An 18,349-nucleotide genomic window follows, 5' to 3' on the forward strand; every position below is an offset into this window, starting at 1 on the left:
CTCCTTCGGCTGACCCCAACCACACCAGGGACGGCCGGAGGCTGGCGCGCGCCGGGGGGGGCGGGGGCGGCCCCGGCGCCGGCCCCCCCCCCCGCGCGCCCCCCCGGGGGCCCCCCCCGGAGGCATGCCCGGACCCCGGTCCGGGCGGCCGGAGACGGGTCCGGACCCGGCGCCGCCGCCGGTCCGGGACGGCCGCCGGACTATTCCCGCTTCGCTCTCGGCCGACGCCGCCCCTCCCTCACCGCACCGGCCCATCTGATCAATTAGGTTGGGAACGACGGGCCGGCAGGGCAGTGACGACAAGAAGTGAGCTGATGTCCGAGTGAACACAAGCGGCCGAACGAGGCTCGACCGGATGCCCGAGTGGACCGCTCTGGGCGACCACCGCGAGCGGCTGGGACAGACCCATCTGAGGGACCTCTTCGCGGCCGACCCCCGCCGGGGCGACACCCATGTCCTGCGCGTCGGCGACCTCCGGATCGACTACTCCAAGAACCTGGTCACCGAGGAGACCCTGACCCTGCTGCACGCCCTCGCCGGGGCGAGCGACGTGGCGGGTCTGCGGGACGCCATGTTCCGCGGCGAGAAGATCAATGTCACCGAGGACCGGGCCGTCCTGCACACCGCCCTCCGCGCCCCCCGTGACGCCGTGATCGAGGTCGACGGGGAGAATGTCGTCCCCGGCGTCCACCAGGTCCTCGACCGGATGGACGCCTTCGCCGCACGGGTCCGCGCCGGCGAGTGGACCGGTCATACCGGCAGGCCCGTCAAGAACATCGTCAACATCGGTATCGGCGGATCCGACCTCGGACCGGCGATGGCGTACGAGGTACTGCGCCCCTGGACCGCGCGCGAGTTGACGTTCCGTTTCGTCTCCAATGTGGACGGCGCCGACCTCCATGAGGCGCTGTACGGACTCGACCCCGCCGAGACCCTCTTCATCGTCGCCTCCAAGACCTTCACCACCATCGAGACCATCACCAACGCCACCTCCGCGCGCTCCTGGCTGCTCGACGGTCTGAACGCCGGTCAGGAGGCGGTGGCCCGGCACTTCGTGGCCCTGTCGACCAACGCGGAGAAGGTCGCGGAGTTCGGCATCGACACGACGAACATGTTCGAGTTCTGGGACTGGGTCGGCGGACGGTACTCGTACGACTCGGCCATCGGGCTCTCCCTGATGATCGCGATCGGCCCCGAGCGCTTCCGGGAGATGCTGGACGGCTTCCACCGGGTCGACGAGCACTTCCGGACCGCGCCACCGGAGGAGAACGCACCGCTGCTGCTGGGCCTGCTGGGCGTCTGGTACGGGGCGTTCTTCGACGCGCAGGCCCACGCGGTCCTCCCGTACTCGCACTATCTGAGCCGCTTCACCGCCTATCTCCAGCAGCTCGACATGGAGTCCAACGGCAAGTCGGTCACCCGGGACGGCGAGCCGGTCGGCTGGCAGACCGGCCCGGTGGTGTGGGGCACGCCCGGCACCAATGGCCAGCACGCCTACTACCAGCTGATCCACCAGGGCACCAAGGTGATCCCCGCCGACTTCATCGGCTTCGCCCGGCCCGTGCCGCAGCTCACCGGGGGCCTGGCGGCCCAGCACGATCTGCTGATGGCCAACTTCTTCGCCCAGACCCAGGCACTGGCCTTCGGCCGGACCGCCGAGGAGGTACGGGCCGAGGGGGTGCCGGAGGCACTCGTACCGCACAAGACCTTCGCCGGGAACCACCCCACCACCACCATCCTCGCGGACGAGCTGTCACCCTCCGTCCTCGGCCAGCTGATCGCCCTGTACGAGCACAAGGTCTTCGTCCAGGGCGCGATCTGGAACATCGACTCCTTCGACCAGTGGGGCGTCGAACTCGGCAAGGTCCTCGCCAAGCGGATCGAGCCGGTGCTCACCGGGGCGGCGGACACGGACGGGCTGGACAGCTCGACCGCCGCGCTCACCACCGTCTACCGCACGCTGCGCGGGCGCTGAGCCGATGCGTACGGGGGATACGGGGGAACGGACAGTGGTACGGGCAGCAGCGGTACGGCTGAGGGAGCCCGCGCACCCGCTCGACCGGCGGGTCATCGGCCTCTGGCTGGCCCGCTCGCTGATCGGGACGGCCCTGGTCGCCGCCCTCCTCGCGGTGCCGGGATGGCTGATCGCACCCGCCCGGCCCTGGCTGTACGGTGCCGCCCTCGCGGTCGCCGTCCTCGGCCTCCTGGAGGCGCTCACCGTGCCGCGCTGGCGGTACCGGGTGCACCGCTGGGAGGTCACCGACGAGGCCGTGTACATCCGGACCGGGGCGTTCTGGCAGGAGTGGCGGATCGCCCCGATGTCCCGGATCCAGACCGTGGACACCCGTCAGGGCCCGCTGGAGCGGCGGTTCCGGCTGGCGACCCTCGTCGTCACCACCGCCTCCTCCAAGGGCGCCCTCATCATCGAGGGACTGGACCACGAGACCGCGGGCGAGCTGGCCGGAAGGCTCGCCAGGATCACCCAGGCGACCCCCGGGGACGCCACATGAGCGGCATATCCGACGCCCCGTCGGCCCCCCGGGAGCACCCCGGCCGTACCGACGACGGCTGGCGGCGGCTGGACCCCCGGGCGCCGCTGGTGGCCGGGGCCGTCATGGCCTCCGTCGCCATCGGCGCCTGTCCCCCCGTAGGACTGATCCTCTCCGGCGCCTCCTGGGCCGGCGGCGGCCCCTGGCCGGGCACCGCGACCCTGCTGCTGATCCTCGGCGCGGTCCTGCTGATCGCGGGCGGCGCGGGCACCGAACACCTCAGACTGCGCCGTACCCGCTACCGGATCGGCGCCGACACGGTCGAGCTGCACAGCGGCATCCTGCTGCTCAGCCGGCGCTCCCTGGCGCGGGAGCGGATCCGCTCCGTCGACCTCACCGCGCATCCGCTGCTGCGGGTGCTCGGACTGGTGAAGGTCAAGATCGCCACCGGGGAGCAGGCCGGCAGCGGTACGCCCACCCTGGAGCTGAGCCCGGTCTCCCGCGCGGAGGGCGAACGGCTCCGCCGCGAGCTGCTGGACCGGGCCCGGACGGCGGAGGACGGCACCCGCCACGAGGGGAGGCTCGTCCGGCTGGACCCCTCCTGGATCCGCTATGCCCCGCTCTCCTTCGTCGCGCCCGCGCTCGGCGGTGCGGCGGTCGGGGCGGTGCTCCAGCTCAGCGACTGGTTCGGGGTCCAGGAGGAGGTCATCGGCGGGGTCGGCGATGTCTTCCGGGGCACCTCGATCCCCGTGATGATCGTCGGCCTGGTGCTGGCGGCGCTGCTCGCGGGGGTGGTCGGCTCGCTGGGTCTGTGGACCGAGATGTGGTGGAACCACCGCCTGGAGCGGGAGCCCGGTGGCACCCTCGGGGTGCGGCGGGGGCTCTTCACCACCCGCTCGATCACGCTGGAGGAGCGGCGGCTGCGCGGTGTCGAACTGGTCGAACCGCTGGGGGTACGGCTGGTGGGCGCGGCCCGGGTGGACGCGGTCGCGGTCGGTGTGGGGCAGTCCTCCGAGGACGAGCACGCCGATCTCCAGGTACTGCTGCCGGCGGCGCCCCGGGCGGTCGCGGACGCGGTGGTCGCGCGGGTGCTGCGGGAGCCGGTCGCGCCGACCGGGACGCCGCTGGTCCCGCACCCCCGGGCGGCCCGGGGGCGCCGTATCCGCTGGGCGCTGCTGGCCGTGGCGGGCCCCTCCGCGCTCCTCGCGGGGCTGGGGGTGTGGCTCACCCCCGTCCTGCTGTGGATCGCCGCGGGGGTCGCGCTGGTGGGCCTCCCGGCGGCGCTCCTCTGGGCGCGGGACGCGCACCGGTCGCTGGGGCACGCGCTGAGCGGCGACTTCGTGGTGGTGCGGGCGGGGGTGTTCCGTCGGTCCACGGTGGCGTTGCGGAGGGCGGGGGTGACGGGGTGGGTGGTGCGGCAGTCCGTCTTCCAGCGGAGGGTGGGGTTGGTGTCGTTGACGGCGACGACGGCGGCCGGTGCGGGGGGTTATGTGGTACGGGACGCCGCGGCGTCCGACGCGTTGCGCCTCGCGGCGAGCGCGGTCCCGGGCCTGCTGGACCCTTTCCTGGAGCCCGCGCCCTCTGCCTCCGAGTAGCCCTGGCCCCGAGCGGGGGCCTCAAAATTCAGCCCGTCCGGCGATTGAGGACGGACCTCGGGCCCGAGTGACCTCGGGCTCTCGTCGGGGCCAGCCCCGAACCCCGCTCCTCAATCTCCCCCAGACTCCGTCCGGGGGGACCCCCATGGGGCTGATTTTTTGAGGCCCCTGCGTCTCAAGGTCCCCCAGACTTCGTCCGGGGGACCCCACAAGGCTGGATTTTGCTCTCCGTTCGGGGCCCGCAGCAGAAAAACAAGCCTCTCCGGCGATTGAGGAGCGGGGTTCGGGGCTGGCCCCGACAAGGGCCCGAGCGGGCTCGGGAACGGCTGAGGGCCCGCCGCCCGGGGTGCCGGGGGGCGGGCCCTCAAGGGGGTCCCGGGTCAGGCCAGGGACGGGGGATACAGCGCGCGCGGCAGCTCGGAGGCGGCCGACGCGTCGAGGAGCCAGAGCGTGCGGGTGCGGCCGCGCGCGCCCGCCGCGGGGGCCTGGATCTCCCCCGCGCCGGAGAGCGCCATCGCCACCGCCTTCGCCTTGTCCTCGCCCGCCGCCAGCAGCCACACCTCACGCGCCGCCCGGATCGCCGGCAGCGTCAGCGAGATCCGGGTCGGCGGCGGCTTGGGCGCGCCGTGCACGCCGACCACCGTGCGCTCGGTCTCCCGTACCGCGGGCAGCTCCGGGAAGAGCGAGGCCACATGGGTGTCGGGGCCGACGCCCAGCATCAGCACATCGAAGACCGGCACCGGACCGTGGTCCTCGGGGCCGGCCGCCGCGGCCAGCTCGGCCGCGTACCAGGCCGCCGCCGCGTCCGGGTCCCCGCCGAACTCCCCGTCCGACGCGGGCATGGCGTGGACCCGCGCGGGGTCCAGCGGTACCCGGTCGAGCAGGGCCGCACGGGCCTGGGTGACATTGCGCTCCGGGTCGCCCTCGGGCAGGAACCGCTCGTCGCCCCACCACAGATCCAGCCGCTGCCAGTCCACGGCGTCCCGGGCCGGGGCGGTGCCGAGCGCGGCGAGCAGCGCGTTGCCGTTGCGCCCGCCGGTCAGCACCACCGAGGCCGAGCCCCGCGCGGACTGCGCGTCCACGATCCTGGTGATCAGCCGGGCCGCCGCGGCCTGCGCCATCAGCTCCTTGTCCCGGTGGACCACCAGCTGGGGGGTGTTCACGCGGAGGCCGCCTTTCGGGCCGGGGCCTTCTTCGCGGCCTTCTTCGCCGGGGCGTCCCCGGCGTCCGGCTCCCCGGCCCCGGCCGGAGCGGCAGGCGCGGCGGCGGGCACCGGGGGTACCCGGTCCACGTCGCCGAGCCGGTCCACCCCGTACCGCAGCGCGGAGGCGTAGGTGTCGTCCGGGTCGAGCCGCCGCAGCTCCTCCGCGATCAGCTCGGCGGTCTCCCGGCGCTTGAGCGCCACCGCCCGGTCCGGCTGGCCCTGGATGGAGAGGTTCGCCAGCGAACCGTCCGCCCGGTCCAGGATGATCGGACCGCAGTTGGTGTCCATCCGGACCGCGGTGAGCCCGGGACCCGCGGAGAGGGACCGCTTGACCGGTACGTTCAGCCGGTCCGCCAGCCACATCGCGAGGAGTTCCACACTGGGGTTGAACTCCTCGCCCTCCACCTCGACCCCGGTGACCTCGCAGGCCACCTGGTCCAGCGCGGCGGCGAGCATCGAGCGCCAGGGGGTGATCCGGGTCCACGAGAGATCCGTGTCCCCGGGGGTGTACGCGTCGGCGCGCGCCGTCAGCTCCTGGATCGGCTGCTCGGAGGCGTAGGTGTCGGTCACCCGGCGCTGGGCCAGCGCGCCCAGCGGGTCCTTCGCCGGGTCCAGCGGCGCGTTCACCGGCCACCAGACGACGACCGGCGCGTCCGGCAGCAGCAGCGGCAGCACGACCGACTGGGCGTGCTCGCTGACCTCCCCGTACAGCCGCAGGATCACCGTCTCACCGGTGCCGGCCTCGGCGCCGACGCGGACCTCGGCGTCCAGCCGGGCCTGGGCCCGCGCCCGGGGGGTGCGGGAGACCCGCTTGATCACCACAAGGGTGCGCGAGGGGTGCTCACGGGAGGCGTCGTTGGCCGCCTTGAGCGCGTCGTACGCGTTCTCCTCGTCCGTGACGATGACCAGGGTGAGCACCATGCCGACGGCCGGGGTGCCGATCGCCCGGCGGCCCTGCACCAGCGCCTTGTTGATCTTGCTGGAAGTGGTGTCCGTAAGATCGATCTTCATGGCCGGCGCCAGCTCCGTCCGTCTCGTGCGAGCATCTCGTCCGCCTCGACCGGACCCCAGGTACCCGACGCGTACTGCGCGGGCCTGCCGTTCTTCTCCCAGAACTCCTCGATCGGGTCGAGGATCCGCCAGGACAGCTCCACCTCTTCCACCCGGGGGAACAGGTTGGAGTCGCCGAGCAGCACATCGAGGATGAGCCGCTCGTACGCCTCCGGGCTGGACTCCGTGAAGGACTCCCCGTACGCGAAGTCCATCGACACATCGCGCACCTCCATGGAGGTGCCCGGGACCTTGGAGCCAAAGCGCATGGTCACGCCCTCGTCCGGCTGGACGCGGATGACCAGGGCGTTCTGGCCCAGCTCCTCGGTGGCGGTGTGGTCGAAGGGGGAGTGCGGGGCGCGCTGGAAGACCACCGCGATCTCGGTGACCCGGCGGCCCAGACGCTTGCCGGTGCGCAGATAGAACGGCACCCCGGCCCAGCGGCGGTTGTCGATCCCCAGCTTGATGGCGGCATAGGTGTCGGTCTTGGACGACGGGTCGATGCCGTCCTCCTGGAGATAGCCGACGGCCTTCTCGCCGCCCTGCCAGCCCGCCGCGTACTGACCGCGCACGGTGCTCTCGGCCAGGTCCTTGGGGAGCCGCACGGCGCCCAGGACCTTGACCTTCTCCGCCGCGAGGGCGTCCGCGTCGAAGGAGGCGGGCTCCTCCATCGCGGTCAGCGCCAGCAGCTGGAGCAGGTGGTTCTGGATGACGTCACGGGCGGCGCCGATGCCGTCGTAGTACCCGGCCCGGCCGCCGATGCCGATGTCCTCGGCCATGGTGATCTGGACATGGTCGACATAGGACCGGTTCCAGATCGGCTCGAAGAGCGTGTTGGCGAACCGGAGCGCCAGGATGTTCTGGACGGTCTCCTTGCCGAGGTAGTGGTCGATCCGGAAGACCTCGTTCGAGGGAAAGACCTCATGGACGACCTGGTTCAGCTCCTTGGCCGACTCCAGATCGTGCCCGAAGGGCTTCTCGATGACCGCCCGGCGCCAGGAGCCCTCCTTCTCGGCCAGCCCGTGCTTCTTGAGCTGCTGGACGACCTTGGGGAAGAACTTCGGCGGCACCGAGAGATAGAAGGCGAAGTTTCCGCCGGTCCCCTGGGCCTGGTCCAGCTCCGCGATGGTCTTCTTCAGGGTCTCGAAGGCATCGTCGTCGTCGAAGTCGCCCTGGACGAACCGCATCCCCTGGTTGAGCTGCTGCCACACCTCCTCCCGGAAGGGGGTACGGGCATGCTCCTTCACGGCCTCGTGGACTTCCTGGGCGAAGTCCTCGTCCTGCCACTCCCGCCGGGCGAACCCGATCAGGGAGAAGCCCGGCGGCAGCAGGCCGCGGTTGGCCAGGTCGTACACCGCGGGCATCAGCTTCTTGCGGGAGAGGTCGCCGGTGACACCGAAGATCACCAGGCCCGACGGCCCCGCGATACGCGGGAGCCGTCGGTCGGCGGCGTCACGAAGCGGGTTGGCCTCGCCAATAGCGGACACGGTGGTCAGCCCTCCGAGGGGGCGAGGCGCTGCAGCTCCGCCTCGGTCGACGCGAGCAGGTCGTTCCAGGCGGAGGCGAACTTCTCGACGCCCTCGTCCTCCAGCAACTGCACGACATCGTCGTACGCGATGCCGAGGGCCTCGACGGCCGCCAGCTCCGCGCGCGAACGGTCATAGGTGCCGCGCACGGTGTCACCGGTGATCTGCCCGTGGTCGGCGGTGGCCTCCAGGGTCCCCTCCGGCATGGTGTTGACCGTGCCCGGCGCCACCAGCTCGTCCACGTACAGGGTGTCCTTGTACGCCTTGTCCTTGACCCCGGTGGAGGCCCAGAGCGGACGCTGGCGGTTGGCCCGCGCCCGGTCCAGGGCGGCCCAGCGCTCGGAGCCGAAGACCTCCTCGTACGCCTCGTACGCCAGCCGGGCGTTGGCGAGACCGGCCTTGCCGCGCGCGGCCTTGGCCTCCTCGGTGCCCAGGGCGTCGATGCGCTTGTCGATCTCGGTGTCCACCCGGGAGACGAAGAACGACGCCACCGAGTGAATCTTCGAGAGGTCCAGCCCACGCTCGTGGGCCTTCTCCAGACCGGCGAGGTAGGCGTCCATCACCGCGCGGTACCGCTCCAGCGAGAAGATCAGCGTCACATTGACGCTGATGCCCAGGCCGATGGTCTCGGTGATCGCGGGCAGCCCGGCCTTGGTGGCGGGGATCTTGATCAGGGTGTTGGGGCGGTCCACCAGCCACGCCAGCTGCTTGGCCTCGGCGACGGTCGCCGCCGTGTGGTGGGCCAGGCGCGGGTCGACTTCGATGGAGACCCGGCCGTCCTGGCCGTCCGTCGCCTCGAAGACGGGACGGAGGATGTCGGCGGCGTCCCGGACGTCCGCCGTGGTGATCATGCGAATGGCCTCGTCCACGGTGACACCGCGGGTCGCCAGCTCGGTGAGCTGCTGCTCGTAGCCGTCACCACTGGAGATCGCCTTCTGGAAGATCGACGGGTTGGTGGTCACGCCCACCACATGCTGCTGGTCGATCAGCTCGGCGAGGTTGCCGGAGGTGATACGGGTGCGCGACAGGTCGTCGAGCCAGATCGCGACGCCTTCGTCGGAGAGGCGCTTGAGTGCGTCTGTCATGGGGGTCTGCATCTCCTGCGTAGTACGTAGTACGGATCGGTCCCTGACGGCGTCAGCGCGTCACGGCGGCGAGGGATTCCCGGGCGGCGGTGGCGACCGCGTCGGCGGTGAAGCCGAACTCGCGGAACAGCACCTTGGCGTCGGCCGAGGCACCGAAGTGCTCCAGCGAGACGATCCGGCCCGCGTCACCCACATAGCGGTGCCAGGTCAGACCGATTCCGGCCTCGACCGCGACCCGCGCCCGGACCGACGGCGGCAGCACCGCGTCCCGGTACTCCTGGTCCTGCTCCTCGAACCACTCCACGGACGGCATGGAGACCACCCGCACCGGCACCCCGGCCGCCTGGAGCTGCTCCCGGGCCTCCACGGCGAGCTGCACCTCGGAACCCGTGCCGATCAGCACCACCTGGGGCTCGACGGTCTCGCCACCGGCGCCCTCGGCGTCGAAGAGGACATAGCCACCGCGGCCGGCGTCCTCGTTGCGCGGGTAGGTCGGCACACCCTGGCGGGTCAGCGCCAGACCGTGCGGCGCGCCCACGCCGAACTCCTTGGTGTACCGCTTGAGGATCTCACGCCAGGCCACGGCCGTCTCGTTGGCGTCGGCCGGGCGGACGATGTTCAGCCCCGGGATCGCCCGCAGCGACGCCAGGTGCTCCACCGGCTGGTGGGTCGGGCCGTCCTCGCCCAGACCGATCGAGTCATGGGTCCAGACATAGGTCACCGGAAGGTGCATCAGCGCCGACAGCCGCACCGCGTTGCGCATGTAGTCGGAGAACACCAGGAAGGTGCCGCCGTAGACGCGGGTGTTGCCGTGCAGCGTGATGCCGTTCATCACGGCGGCCATCGAGTGCTCACGGATACCGAAGTGGACCGTACGGCCGTACGGGTCCGCCTCCGGCAGCGGGTTCCCCTCCGGGAGGAAGGAGGAGGTCTTGTCGATGGTGGTGTTGTTCGAGCCGGCCAGGTCGGCGGAGCCGCCCCACAGCTCGGGCAGGGCCCCGCCCAGCGCCTGGAGGACCTTGCCGGAGGCGGCCCGGGTGGCGACCGACTTGCCCGCCTCGAACTCCGGCAGCAGCTCCTCCCAGCCCTGGGGCAGCTCGCCCGCGCGGATCCGGTCGAACTCGGCCGCCCGCTCCGGGTTGGCGGTACGCCAGGCGGCGAGGGTCTTCTCCCACGCGGCCTGCGCCTGCCGGCCCCGGTCCAGCGCCTTGCGGGTGTGGCCGATGACCTCGTCGGAGACCTCGAAGGTCTGCTCCGGGTCGAAGCCGAGCACCCGCTTGGTGGCCGCGACCTCCTCCTCGCCCAGCGCCGAGCCGTGCGCGGCCTCGGTGTTCTGCGCGTGCGGAGCGGGCCAGGCGATGATCGAACGGGCCGCGATGAAGGACGGCCGCGAGGTCTCCGCCTGGGCCGCCTTCAGCGCGCGGTAGAGGCCCGCCGGGTCCAGATCGCCGTTGGGCAGCTGCTCGACCCGCTGGACGTGCCAGCCGTACGCCTCGTACCGCTTGAGGGTGTCCTCGGAGACCGCGGTCTCGGTGTCGCCCTCGATGGAGATGTGGTTGTCGTCCCAGAGGAGCACCAGATTGCCCAGCTTCTGGTGGCCCGCGAGGGAGGACGCCTCGGCCGCGATGCCCTCCTGGAGGCAGCCGTCACCGGCGATGCACCAGATGGTGTGGTCGAACGGCGAGGTGCCGGTGGCGGCCTCCGGGTCGAACAGACCGCGCTCGTAGCGGGCGGCCATGGCCATGCCCACCGCGTTGGCGACACCCTGGCCCAGCGGCCCGGTGGTGGTCTCGACGCCCGTCGTGTGGCCGTACTCCGGGTGACCGGGGGTCTTCGAGCCCCAGGTGCGGAAGGCCTTCAGATCGTCCAGCTCCAGGCCGTACCCGGCCAGGTAGAGCTGGGTGTAGAGGGTCAGCGAGGAGTGCCCGGCGGAGAGGACGAAACGGTCCCGTCCGGTCCAGTCCGCGTCGGCCGGGTCGTGCCGCATGAGCTTCTGGAAGAGCACGTAGGCGGCGGGTGCCAGGCTCATGGCCGTACCGGGGTGGCCGTTGCCGACCTTCTGTACGGAATCCATGGCCAGGACGCGGGCGGTATCGACGGCCCGCTGGTCCAGATCGGTCCACTCAAGGTCTGTGGTGGTCGGCTCGGTGCTCACCCTGGGTCAGGGCTCCTCTCCACAATGCTCCATGTGCGTGGCCCGGTGACGATGGATGCACCGGGCGCTGCCGAGCCTACCCGCGACACGGCGCACGGCCTCTTCTCCCAGCGATCACCCCGGCCGCCCGAAGCGATCACGCGGGCCTCTCCCGGGGATCACCCGGGCCGCGGAGCACCGCTCAACACGACCCCACCCCCGTGCGGGGCGATGCGGGGGCAGCCTCTACAGTGGCGTCGTACGCGCAAGTCTTTACCGGGCCTTCATGTATGTCCACATGCGGCCAGGGCTTGCTGGAGTCTCTGTCAGGGGTGTGCGTGACGGCCGTCGAATCCCGTCCAGCGGGTGGGGAGACCTCCTCCACCCGTGAGGCGCTGGGGGAGCGTGGGACATCCCCCGGCCACCGGTCGTTCGGGGCGCGCGTCATGGCGTTCGTGGCGCTGACCAAGCCCCGGATCATCGAACTGCTGCTCATCACCACAGTGCCGGTGATGTTCCTCGCGGCGCAAGGGGTACCGGACCTCTGGCTGGTCGTCGCCACCTGCCTGGGCGGCTATCTCTCCGCCGGCGGTGCCAACGCCCTCAATATGTACATCGACCGCGACATCGACGCGCTGATGGACCGCACCTCCCAGCGGCCCCTGGTCACCGGCATGGTCTCGCCGCGTGAGGGACTGGTCTTCGGCCTGGTCCTCGCGGTCGTCTCCACCCTCTGGTTCGGCCTGCTCGTCAACTGGCTCTCGGCCTGGCTCTCCCTCGGCGCGCTCCTCTTCTATGTGATCGTCTACACGATGATCCTCAAGCGGCGCACCTCGCAGAACATCGTCTGGGGCGGCATCGCGGGCTGTATGCCGGTGCTGATCGGGTGGTCCGCGGTGACGAACTCGGTCTCCTGGGCCGCGGTCATCCTCTTCCTGGTCATCTTCTTCTGGACGCCCCCGCACTACTGGCCGCTCTCCATGAAGGTCAAGGACGACTACGCCCGCGTCGGCGTCCCGATGCTGCCGGTCGTCGCCTCCAACCGGACGGTGGCCCGCCAGATCGTCGCGTACAGCTGGGTCATGGTCGCGGTCTCGCTGCTGCTCACCCCGCTGGGGTACACGGGCTGGTTCTACACCACGGTGGCGCTGGCCGCCGGTGGCTGGTGGCTCTGGGAGGCGCACGCCCTCCAGGCCCGCGCCAAGTCCGGGATCACCGGGGCCAAGCTGAAGGAGATGCGGCTCTTCCACTGGTCGATCACCTATGTGTCGGTGGTCTTCCTCGCCGTCGCGATCGACCCCTTCCTGCGCTGAGCCCTCCGGGACGGGCGCTGAACCCTCCGGTTCCCGCGCTGGACCCTCCGGGGCGGGTGCCCGTGGTGCCCGTCACGGGCCCGGGCCATGGCCACCCCCGATACCCGTAAGTAATATCGCGGCCATGGCAGACACCAAGCACGCCGAGCGCACCGCCGCCAGGCTGGCGCGGGAGATCACCGCTTTCTCCCGGGCCCACGGCGGGGCCGACGGACACCTCGCCCACATCGGTCAGGCCGGCACCCGGATCGTCCTCGTCGGCGAGGACGGCGGCTGGGGCGATCTGGTCGCCCCGAACCAGGAGATCGCCGCCGCCGCGGCCGAGAAGGCCGGACTCACCCTGCACGACTCCTTCGACGGCGAACTGGCCGCCAAGGTCCGCACCGGTCCCTATGAGTGGACCCGGATGGCGGGCATCCAGGTCGGTGGCCCTTCCAACGGCTGACCGGCACCGCACCGGGGTACCTCTGGTGACGATCGTGTCCGTACGTGCCGTCGCCGACCGGGAGCCCCGATGATCGACCCACCCAGCCTCGTCGACCAGCGCTGCCACGGGGTGCTCCGGACCGAGCTGGGCCTCGCCACCTTCGAGGCACGGCTCGCCCCGGCGGACGGCGCGCCCGCCCCCGGCACCACCTTCTTCGACACCCAGACCGGCTTCGCGATCCGCCGCTGGTGCCCGCCGCTGCTCGGGCTGGAACCGCACTGCCCGCCGGCCCGCTATCTCGCCCGCCGCCGGGAACTGGGACCCGCCGAGGCCGGGCGGCTGCTGCTGCGGTCCAGCGGGATCGGGGCCTATCTGGTCGACACCGGGGTGCCCGGCGATCTCACCCCGCCCGCCGAACTCGCCGCGACGGCGGGGGCCGAAGCCCATGAGATCGTCCGGCTGGAACCGCTGCTCCGGCGGGCCGCCGACAGCGCGGGCTCGGCCGGGGAGTTCCTCGCCGCCCTCGCCGGGGCGGTCCACGAAGCCGCCGGGGCCGCCGTCGCCTTCGCGGTCGGCACCGCCGTACGGGGCGGCCCGGCGGTGCTGCCCGAACCGCCCGAGCCGGGGGAGACCCGCCGGGCCGCCGGGCGCTGGCTCGCCGTACGGCGCCCCGGTACGGACGCCACCGATCCGGTGCTCTTACGCCATCTCCTGTGGATCGCCGTCGGCTCCGGGCTCCCGCTCCAGCTGCATACGGGCGATGCCGACCCGGCGGCGCTCGCGGGATTCGCCGCCGCCACCGCGGGCCTCGGCACCTCGCTCGTCCTGCTCCACGGCTATCCGCACCACCGCGCCGCCGCCCGGCTCAGCGGGGTCTTCCCGCATGTGTACGCCGATCTGGGCACGGCGCTCGCCACCACCGGGGCACGGGCCGCCGCCGTGCTCGCCGAGACGCTGGAGACGGCCCCCTTCGGGAAGGTGCTCTACTCCAGCGGCGCCCGGGACCTGCCGGAGCTGCATGTCGTCGGGGCGCGGCTGTTCCACGAGGCGCTCACCCGGGTGCTCGGCGGCTGGGTACGGGACGGCGCCTGGTCGGCCCGGGACGCGCAGCGGGTCGCCGGGATGCTCGCGGCCGGGAACGCGCGCCGGGTGTACGGGCTGCGCTGACCCCGCCGTACCTCTCGGGGAGAGGGGCGGGGGCCGGGGTCAGACCCGGGACAGCTCGGGGCCGGCCGGCTCGGCGACCGGAGCGGCGGTCGCCGGACGCTCCCGCAGGCTCAGCTGGAGCCGTACCACCGCGACCCACATCAGCGCGGAGCCGAGCATATGGACGCCGACGAGGATCTCCGGCACCCCGGTGAAGTACTGGAGATAGCCGATACCGCCCTGGGCCAGCAGCACGATCAGCAGCTCACGGCAGCGCGCCCGGACATCGTCCGGAGCCGCGGCGGCCCGCAGCACCAGCCACATCGCGACCGCGAGGGCGCAGAGCACCCAGGCCGCGGCGGCGTGCAGATGGGCGGCGTCGGCCCAGTCCCACGGCATCCGGGGGACATCGCTGCTGTCCCCGGCGTGCTTGCCCGCGCCGGTCACCGCCGTCCCCAGGGTGATCAGCACCCCGGAGACCGCCACGATGGCCCAGCCCAGCCGGCCCACCGGACGCGCCACCCGGGGCCGGGGGGCGCCGTCGCCCTCACCGGTCCGGTGCCAGGTCAGCACCGCCACCGTGAGCAGCACATTGGCGAGCAGGAAGTGGCCCGCCACGGTCCAGGGGTTGAGCCCGGCCCAGACGGTGATGCCGCCGAGTACCGCGTTGGCCATCACGATCCAGAACTGGGCCCAGCCCAGCCGGGTGAGCGAGCGGCGGCGCGGCTTCTCCGCGCGGGCGGCGATGATCGCCCAGCCCACGGCGGCGCAGAGCACATAGGTCAGCAGCCGGTTGCCGAACTCGATGGCGCCGTGCAGCCCCTGCTCCGGTGTGGCGAAGAGGCTGTCGTCCGTGCACTTGGGCCAGGTGTCGCAGCCGAGACCGGAACCGGTCAGCCGGACCGCGCCGCCCGTGACGATGATGACGACCGCCATCACGACGGCGGAGAGCGCGGCACGCCGGACCGTGGCGGTGGTGGGTGTCCAGCGCTGGGCGATATGGGCGAGGGGGGTCTGCACGGGCTCCATCGTAGGACGGGCCTTGTGCATGTTTTCACTAGGGGGGCGATTGCGGTGTGCCCCGGGGCGACACGCCGTTCTCCGGGTGCCGTGCGGACCGCTGGGACCGGACCGCCTGCTGCTGGGAGCGGGCGGGCTGTTGGGACCGGATCGGTTGTTGGGTACGGGCCGGTTGCTGGGAGCGGGGGGACTGGGGGGTACGGGGGGACTGCGGCGTACGGGCGGGTTGCTGGGGGCGGGGTGCGCGGGAGGCGCGGGGGACATGGCTCCGGCGGAAGGAGGCCGCCTCCAGCCGTCCCTCGTCCTCCCACCAGACGGAGATCCGCCAGTGGACGGTGGGGCCGGGCCGGTCGTCCCCGGTGAGCAGGGCGTCGGCCAGCTCCGCCGCGACATCGGCCGCGGAGCGGTCGGTGACCGCGTCCATCCCCCGCCAGGGGTAGGGCATCGGGGTCCAGGGGGCGTCCTGGCCGCCCCGGGTGTCCAGCCGCCAGACCGCCCGCCAGCAGCGCGCCCGCAGGATCCGCCGCACCTCCTCGCCGTCCAGCCGCAGCCCCGCCGCTATCGCCTCCGGCTCCACGCCCTCCACCCGCGCCGCCACCACCGCGAGCGGCAGCAGCTCCCCGGTGAGCAGCCCCTCGTCCCGCAGCCGGGTCAGCCCGCCCTGGAAGCGGCACCGGCGCAGCCGGCGGGTGACCTGGTCGCCGAGGTGTTCCAGGGAGGCGCTGTGCCGGGCGCCGGAGGGTTCGCCGAGTGCCGTGAAGGCGCGCTCGGCGCGGACCGCCCAGGCGACCGCCTCGACCGGGTCGCCCAGCTCCTCCAGCCGGTCGCCGAGGACGGCGCGGGACTGGGCGAGACCTTCCTGGTTACGGGGGTCGGCGCCGTCCAGCCGCTCCCAGACGGTCATGGCCCGCCGGGTGGAGTCCAGTGCGGCGAGTCCGTCCGCGCGGACGGCGGCGGGCGGTCGCTCGCCCCGGGCCGGGAAGGCGTAGCGGGGCATGCCGAGTTCGTCGCTGAGCGGTTCGGCGAGATAGACGGCCTGGCTGAGCAGGGCCCGTGCGTACCAGCGGGCGTGTTCCTCGTCCCGGCGGGCGGGTTCGGCACAGTGCCGTACCGCCTCCGCGACCGCGCGCAGGGCCTTGGCGCGGCGGCCCGCGTCGAAGTGGTGCCGGGCGAGGTCCGCGTACCGCAGGCTGAGGCGGGCACCGATCCCGAGGTCGTGCCCGGCGTGCGGGGCGAGTGCGGCGATCAGGTCCCGGAGCATCCGTTCGCGCTCTCCGGACGGGACGGCGGACCGGCCCGATCTGACCTTGGTCCACTCCGCGTCCAGCCGCAGTGCGGCGGTGCGCTCCATGAGCCCTCCCTGCGTCCGTCCACGCCGACCGGGCCGCCGGCGGGCCGATCTTGCGCAGGCTCATAGTGGCGCGGGGGCGGGCGTTCGGGGAAGAGGCGGGGAAGGATGTGTCCGGCACGCGGCGGCGCCCCGCCCGGGGGCTCCGGGCGGGGAGCGCGGGGGCGCTTCCGGCGGAACGGGTCGCTCCCGGCGGACGGCGGGCGGTCACCCGGTGGCCGCTCCCGGCGGACGGCGGGCGGTCATCCGGCGGTCGCTCCCGGCGGACGGCCGGTGGTCACTCCCAGCGGAAGAAGCGGGCCGCCGCCCCGAGTGCCGCCACCGCCCAGACGGCGAGGACGCCGAGCGCCCCCCAGGGCAGCGAGTCGCCGTGCTGGAGCACCTCGCGCAGCCCGTCCGAGAGCGCCGAGATCGGCAGCAGGGCGAGGCCGGAGGCGACCGCGTCGGGGAAGCGGTCCAGCGGCACGATCACCCCGCCGCCCATCAGCAGCAGCAGGAAGACCAGATTGGCGGCGGCCAGGGTGGCCTCGGCCCGCAGCGTTCCGGCCATCAGCAGTCCGAGCCCGCTGAAGGCGGCGGTGCCGAGGGCGAGCAGCAGCAGCACCGAGAACGGATCCCCCTGCGGTGACCAGCCCAGCGCCAGCGCGATCACGGTCAGCAGGGTGATCTGGAGGAGCTGGGTGGCCAGGACGGAGAGGGTCTTGGCGCACATCAGGCCCCAGCGGGGGAGCGGGGACGCGCCGAGGCGCTTGAGCACCCCGTACCGCCGTTCGAATCCGGTGGCGATGGCCTGGCCGGTGAAGGCGGTGGACATCACCGCGAGGGCGAGCACCCCGGGGGCGAGGAAGTCGACCGGTTCGTCCCCGGCGGTTCCGGAGGCGCCGGTGTCGATGATGTCGACGGTGGAGAAGAGCACCAGCAGCAGCGACGGGATGATCAGGGTGAGCAGCAGCTGTTCGCCGTTGCGCAGCAGCAGCCGGGTCTCGAAGGCGGTCTGGGCCGCGATCATCCGGCCGATGGGTGCCGCGCCCGGCCTGGGGGTGAACGTACCGGCGCTCATCCGCGCAGCTCCTTGCCCGTGAGTTCGAGGAAGACGTCCTCCAGCGTGTGCCGTTCGACGGTGATGCGGTCCGGCATCACCCCGTGCTGGGCGCACCAGGAGGTGACGGTGGCCAGCAGTTGGGGGTCGACCGTGCCGCTGATGCGGTAGCCGCCGGGGGCGGTCTCGCTCGCGGCGGTCCCGTCGGGGAGGGCCTTGAGCAGGGAGGCCAGATCCAGGGCGGGGCGTCCGGTGAAGCGCAGGGTGTTCTCGGCGCCGCCGCGGCAGAGCCGGTCCGGGCTGCCCTGGGCGATGACCTTCCCGGCGTCGATGATGGCCACGTCGTCGGCGAGGTGTTCGGCCTCGTCCATGGCGTGGGTGGTCAGGACGGTGGTGACGCCGTCGGCGCGCAGCTCCCGTACCAGCTCCCAGGTGGCGCGGCGGGCCTGGGGGTCGAGTCCGGCGGTCGGCTCGTCCAGGAAGACGAGTTCGGGGCGGCCGACGACGGCCATGGCCAGGGAGAGCCGCTGCTGCTGGCCGCCGGAGAGCCGGCGGTAGGGGGTGCGCCCGCAGGAGCCGAGGCCGAGCCGTTCGGTGAGGGCGTCCACATCCAGCGGATGGGCGTGGAGTCTGGCCATATGGCGGAGCATGTCGCCGGCGCGGGCGGTGGAGTAGACACCACCCGACTGGAGCATCACCCCGACCCGGGCGCGCAGCCGGGGGGCGTCGGCGACGGGGTCGAGTCCGAGGACGCGGACGGTGCCCGCGTCGGGGCGGCGGTATCCCTCGCAGGTCTCGATGGTGGTGGTCTTCCCGGCTCCGTTGGGGCCGAGGACCGCGGTGACCTGGCCGGGGGCGACATCGAGATCGAGGCCGTCGACGGCGGTCCTCGATCCGTACCGCTTGACCAGGCCCTGGATCTGGACGACGGACTCGCTAGGCATGCGGGGAAGTCTAGGCGGGCGCCCGGCGG

The 18,349-nt window shown here is 72.7% G+C and carries 15 protein-coding genes; 6 read left to right on the forward strand and 9 right to left on the reverse strand.

The window, feature by feature from the left end; translation table 11 throughout:
• The first annotated feature begins 322 nt into the window (after window positions 1-322).
• Genes pgi through ABT354_RS24610 form a run of 3 tightly spaced genes read left to right on the forward strand, consistent with a single transcriptional unit; the run spans window position 323 to window position 4,084 of the window.
• The gene (gene pgi, locus ABT354_RS24600; protein ID WP_351497398.1) at window positions 323-1,975 is read left to right on the forward strand and encodes a glucose-6-phosphate isomerase; all 1,653 of its coding nucleotides are present in this window, start codon (window positions 323-325) and stop codon (window positions 1,973-1,975) included.
• A gap of 4 nt (window positions 1,976-1,979) precedes the next feature.
• Window positions 1,980-2,510, forward strand: coding sequence for a PH domain-containing protein (locus ABT354_RS24605; RefSeq protein ID WP_351497400.1), 531 nt, complete (start codon window positions 1,980-1,982; stop codon window positions 2,508-2,510).
• Window positions 2,507-4,084, forward strand: a complete 1,578-nt coding sequence (locus tag ABT354_RS24610; RefSeq protein WP_351497402.1) for a PH domain-containing protein — start codon at window positions 2,507-2,509, stop codon at window positions 4,082-4,084. Before ABT354_RS24605 ends, ABT354_RS24610 begins: the two co-directional genes overlap by 4 nt.
• A gap of 380 nt (window positions 4,085-4,464) precedes the next feature.
• On the opposite strand, the gene pgl is transcribed toward ABT354_RS24610, so the two are convergent.
• From pgl to tkt, 5 genes are read right to left on the reverse strand one after another with little or no spacing between them, the layout of a single operon-like run.
• Window positions 4,465-5,247 carry a 6-phosphogluconolactonase gene (gene pgl, locus ABT354_RS24615; RefSeq protein WP_351497404.1) on the reverse strand — a complete coding sequence of 261 codons (783 nt, stop codon included), beginning with the start codon at window positions 5,245-5,247 and terminating at the stop codon, window positions 4,465-4,467.
• The gene (gene opcA / locus ABT354_RS24620; RefSeq protein ID WP_351497406.1) at window positions 5,244-6,299 is read right to left on the reverse strand and encodes a glucose-6-phosphate dehydrogenase assembly protein OpcA; all 1,056 of its coding nucleotides are present in this window, start codon (window positions 6,297-6,299) and stop codon (window positions 5,244-5,246) included. Before opcA ends, pgl begins: the two co-directional genes overlap by 4 nt.
• Window positions 6,296-7,816, reverse strand: a complete 1,521-nt coding sequence (zwf, locus tag ABT354_RS24625) for a glucose-6-phosphate dehydrogenase (protein WP_351497630.1) — start codon at window positions 7,814-7,816, stop codon at window positions 6,296-6,298. Before zwf ends, opcA begins: the two co-directional genes overlap by 4 nt.
• A 14-nt stretch (window positions 7,817-7,830) precedes the next feature.
• Window positions 7,831-8,949, reverse strand: a complete 1,119-nt coding sequence (gene tal, locus ABT354_RS24630; protein WP_351497408.1) for a transaldolase — start codon at window positions 8,947-8,949, stop codon at window positions 7,831-7,833.
• Window positions 8,950-9,001: 52 nt separating this feature from the next.
• Window positions 9,002-11,104 (reverse strand): transketolase, encoded by a 2,103-nt coding sequence (gene tkt / locus ABT354_RS24635; RefSeq protein WP_351497410.1) that lies wholly within the window; start codon window positions 11,102-11,104, stop codon window positions 9,002-9,004.
• Between the two features lie 317 nt (window positions 11,105-11,421).
• On the opposite strand from tkt, the gene ABT354_RS24640 reads away from it, so the two are divergent.
• The 3 genes from ABT354_RS24640 (at window position 11,422) to ABT354_RS24650 (ending at window position 13,990) form a co-directional block, all read left to right on the forward strand.
• Window positions 11,422-12,396: a heme o synthase gene (locus tag ABT354_RS24640; RefSeq protein ID WP_502983489.1), complete on the forward strand. Its 975-nt coding sequence runs from the start codon at window positions 11,422-11,424 to the stop codon at window positions 12,394-12,396.
• A gap of 124 nt (window positions 12,397-12,520) precedes the next feature.
• Window positions 12,521-12,841 (forward strand): hypothetical protein, encoded by a 321-nt coding sequence (locus ABT354_RS24645; protein ID WP_351497412.1) that lies wholly within the window; start codon window positions 12,521-12,523, stop codon window positions 12,839-12,841.
• Between the two features lie 69 nt (window positions 12,842-12,910).
• Window positions 12,911-13,990 carry an amidohydrolase family protein gene (locus ABT354_RS24650; protein WP_351497415.1) on the forward strand — a complete coding sequence of 360 codons (1,080 nt, stop codon included), beginning with the start codon at window positions 12,911-12,913 and terminating at the stop codon, window positions 13,988-13,990.
• Between the two features lie 39 nt (window positions 13,991-14,029).
• Here ABT354_RS24650 and ABT354_RS24655 read toward each other — a convergent pair whose 3' ends face one another.
• The 4 genes from ABT354_RS24655 to ABT354_RS24670 all read right to left on the reverse strand — a co-directional run bounded on the left by ABT354_RS24655 (window position 14,030) and on the right by ABT354_RS24670 (window position 18,320).
• The gene (locus ABT354_RS24655; RefSeq protein WP_502983490.1) at window positions 14,030-14,998 is read right to left on the reverse strand and encodes a COX15/CtaA family protein; all 969 of its coding nucleotides are present in this window, start codon (window positions 14,996-14,998) and stop codon (window positions 14,030-14,032) included.
• A gap of 28 nt (window positions 14,999-15,026) precedes the next feature.
• Window positions 15,027-16,340: a hypothetical protein gene (locus tag ABT354_RS24660; protein ID WP_351497419.1), complete on the reverse strand. Its 1,314-nt coding sequence runs from the start codon at window positions 16,338-16,340 to the stop codon at window positions 15,027-15,029.
• Window positions 16,341-16,614: 274 nt separating this feature from the next.
• Window positions 16,615-17,397, reverse strand: coding sequence for an ABC transporter permease (locus ABT354_RS24665; protein WP_351497421.1), 783 nt, complete (start codon window positions 17,395-17,397; stop codon window positions 16,615-16,617).
• The gene (locus ABT354_RS24670; RefSeq protein WP_351497424.1) at window positions 17,394-18,320 is read right to left on the reverse strand and encodes an ABC transporter ATP-binding protein; all 927 of its coding nucleotides are present in this window, start codon (window positions 18,318-18,320) and stop codon (window positions 17,394-17,396) included. Before ABT354_RS24670 ends, ABT354_RS24665 begins: the two co-directional genes overlap by 4 nt.
• Window positions 18,321-18,349: the final 29 nt, after the last annotated feature.

Origin of the sequence: Streptomyces sp. NPDC000594 (assembly GCF_040299965.1) — a bacterium.
Classification (GTDB): Bacteria; Actinomycetota; Actinomycetes; order Streptomycetales; family Streptomycetaceae; genus Streptomyces.

Bases quoted from the DNA above. Each gene is read 5' to 3' on its own strand.
- ABT354_RS24605 (WP_351497400.1), top strand. From the start codon at position 1,980: ATGCGTACGGGGGATACGGGGGAACGGACAGTGGTACGGGCAGCAGCG.
- ABT354_RS24610 (WP_351497402.1), top strand. From the start codon at position 2,507: ATGAGCGGCATATCCGACGCCCCGTCGGCCCCCCGGGAGCACCCCGGC.
- opcA (WP_351497406.1), bottom strand. From the start codon at position 6,299: ATGAAGATCGATCTTACGGACACCACTTCCAGCAAGATCAACAAGGCG.
- tal (WP_351497408.1), bottom strand. From the start codon at position 8,949: ATGACAGACGCACTCAAGCGCCTCTCCGACGAAGGCGTCGCGATCTGG.
- ABT354_RS24645 (WP_351497412.1), top strand. From the start codon at position 12,521: ATGGCAGACACCAAGCACGCCGAGCGCACCGCCGCCAGGCTGGCGCGG.
- ABT354_RS24650 (WP_351497415.1), top strand. From the start codon at position 12,911: ATGATCGACCCACCCAGCCTCGTCGACCAGCGCTGCCACGGGGTGCTC.
- ABT354_RS24655 (WP_502983490.1), bottom strand. From the start codon at position 14,998: ATGGAGCCCGTGCAGACCCCCCTCGCCCATATCGCCCAGCGCTGGACA.
- ABT354_RS24660 (WP_351497419.1), bottom strand. From the start codon at position 16,340: ATGGAGCGCACCGCCGCACTGCGGCTGGACGCGGAGTGGACCAAGGTC.
- ABT354_RS24665 (WP_351497421.1), bottom strand. From the start codon at position 17,397: ATGAGCGCCGGTACGTTCACCCCCAGGCCGGGCGCGGCACCCATCGGC.
- ABT354_RS24670 (WP_351497424.1), bottom strand. From the start codon at position 18,320: ATGCCTAGCGAGTCCGTCGTCCAGATCCAGGGCCTGGTCAAGCGGTAC.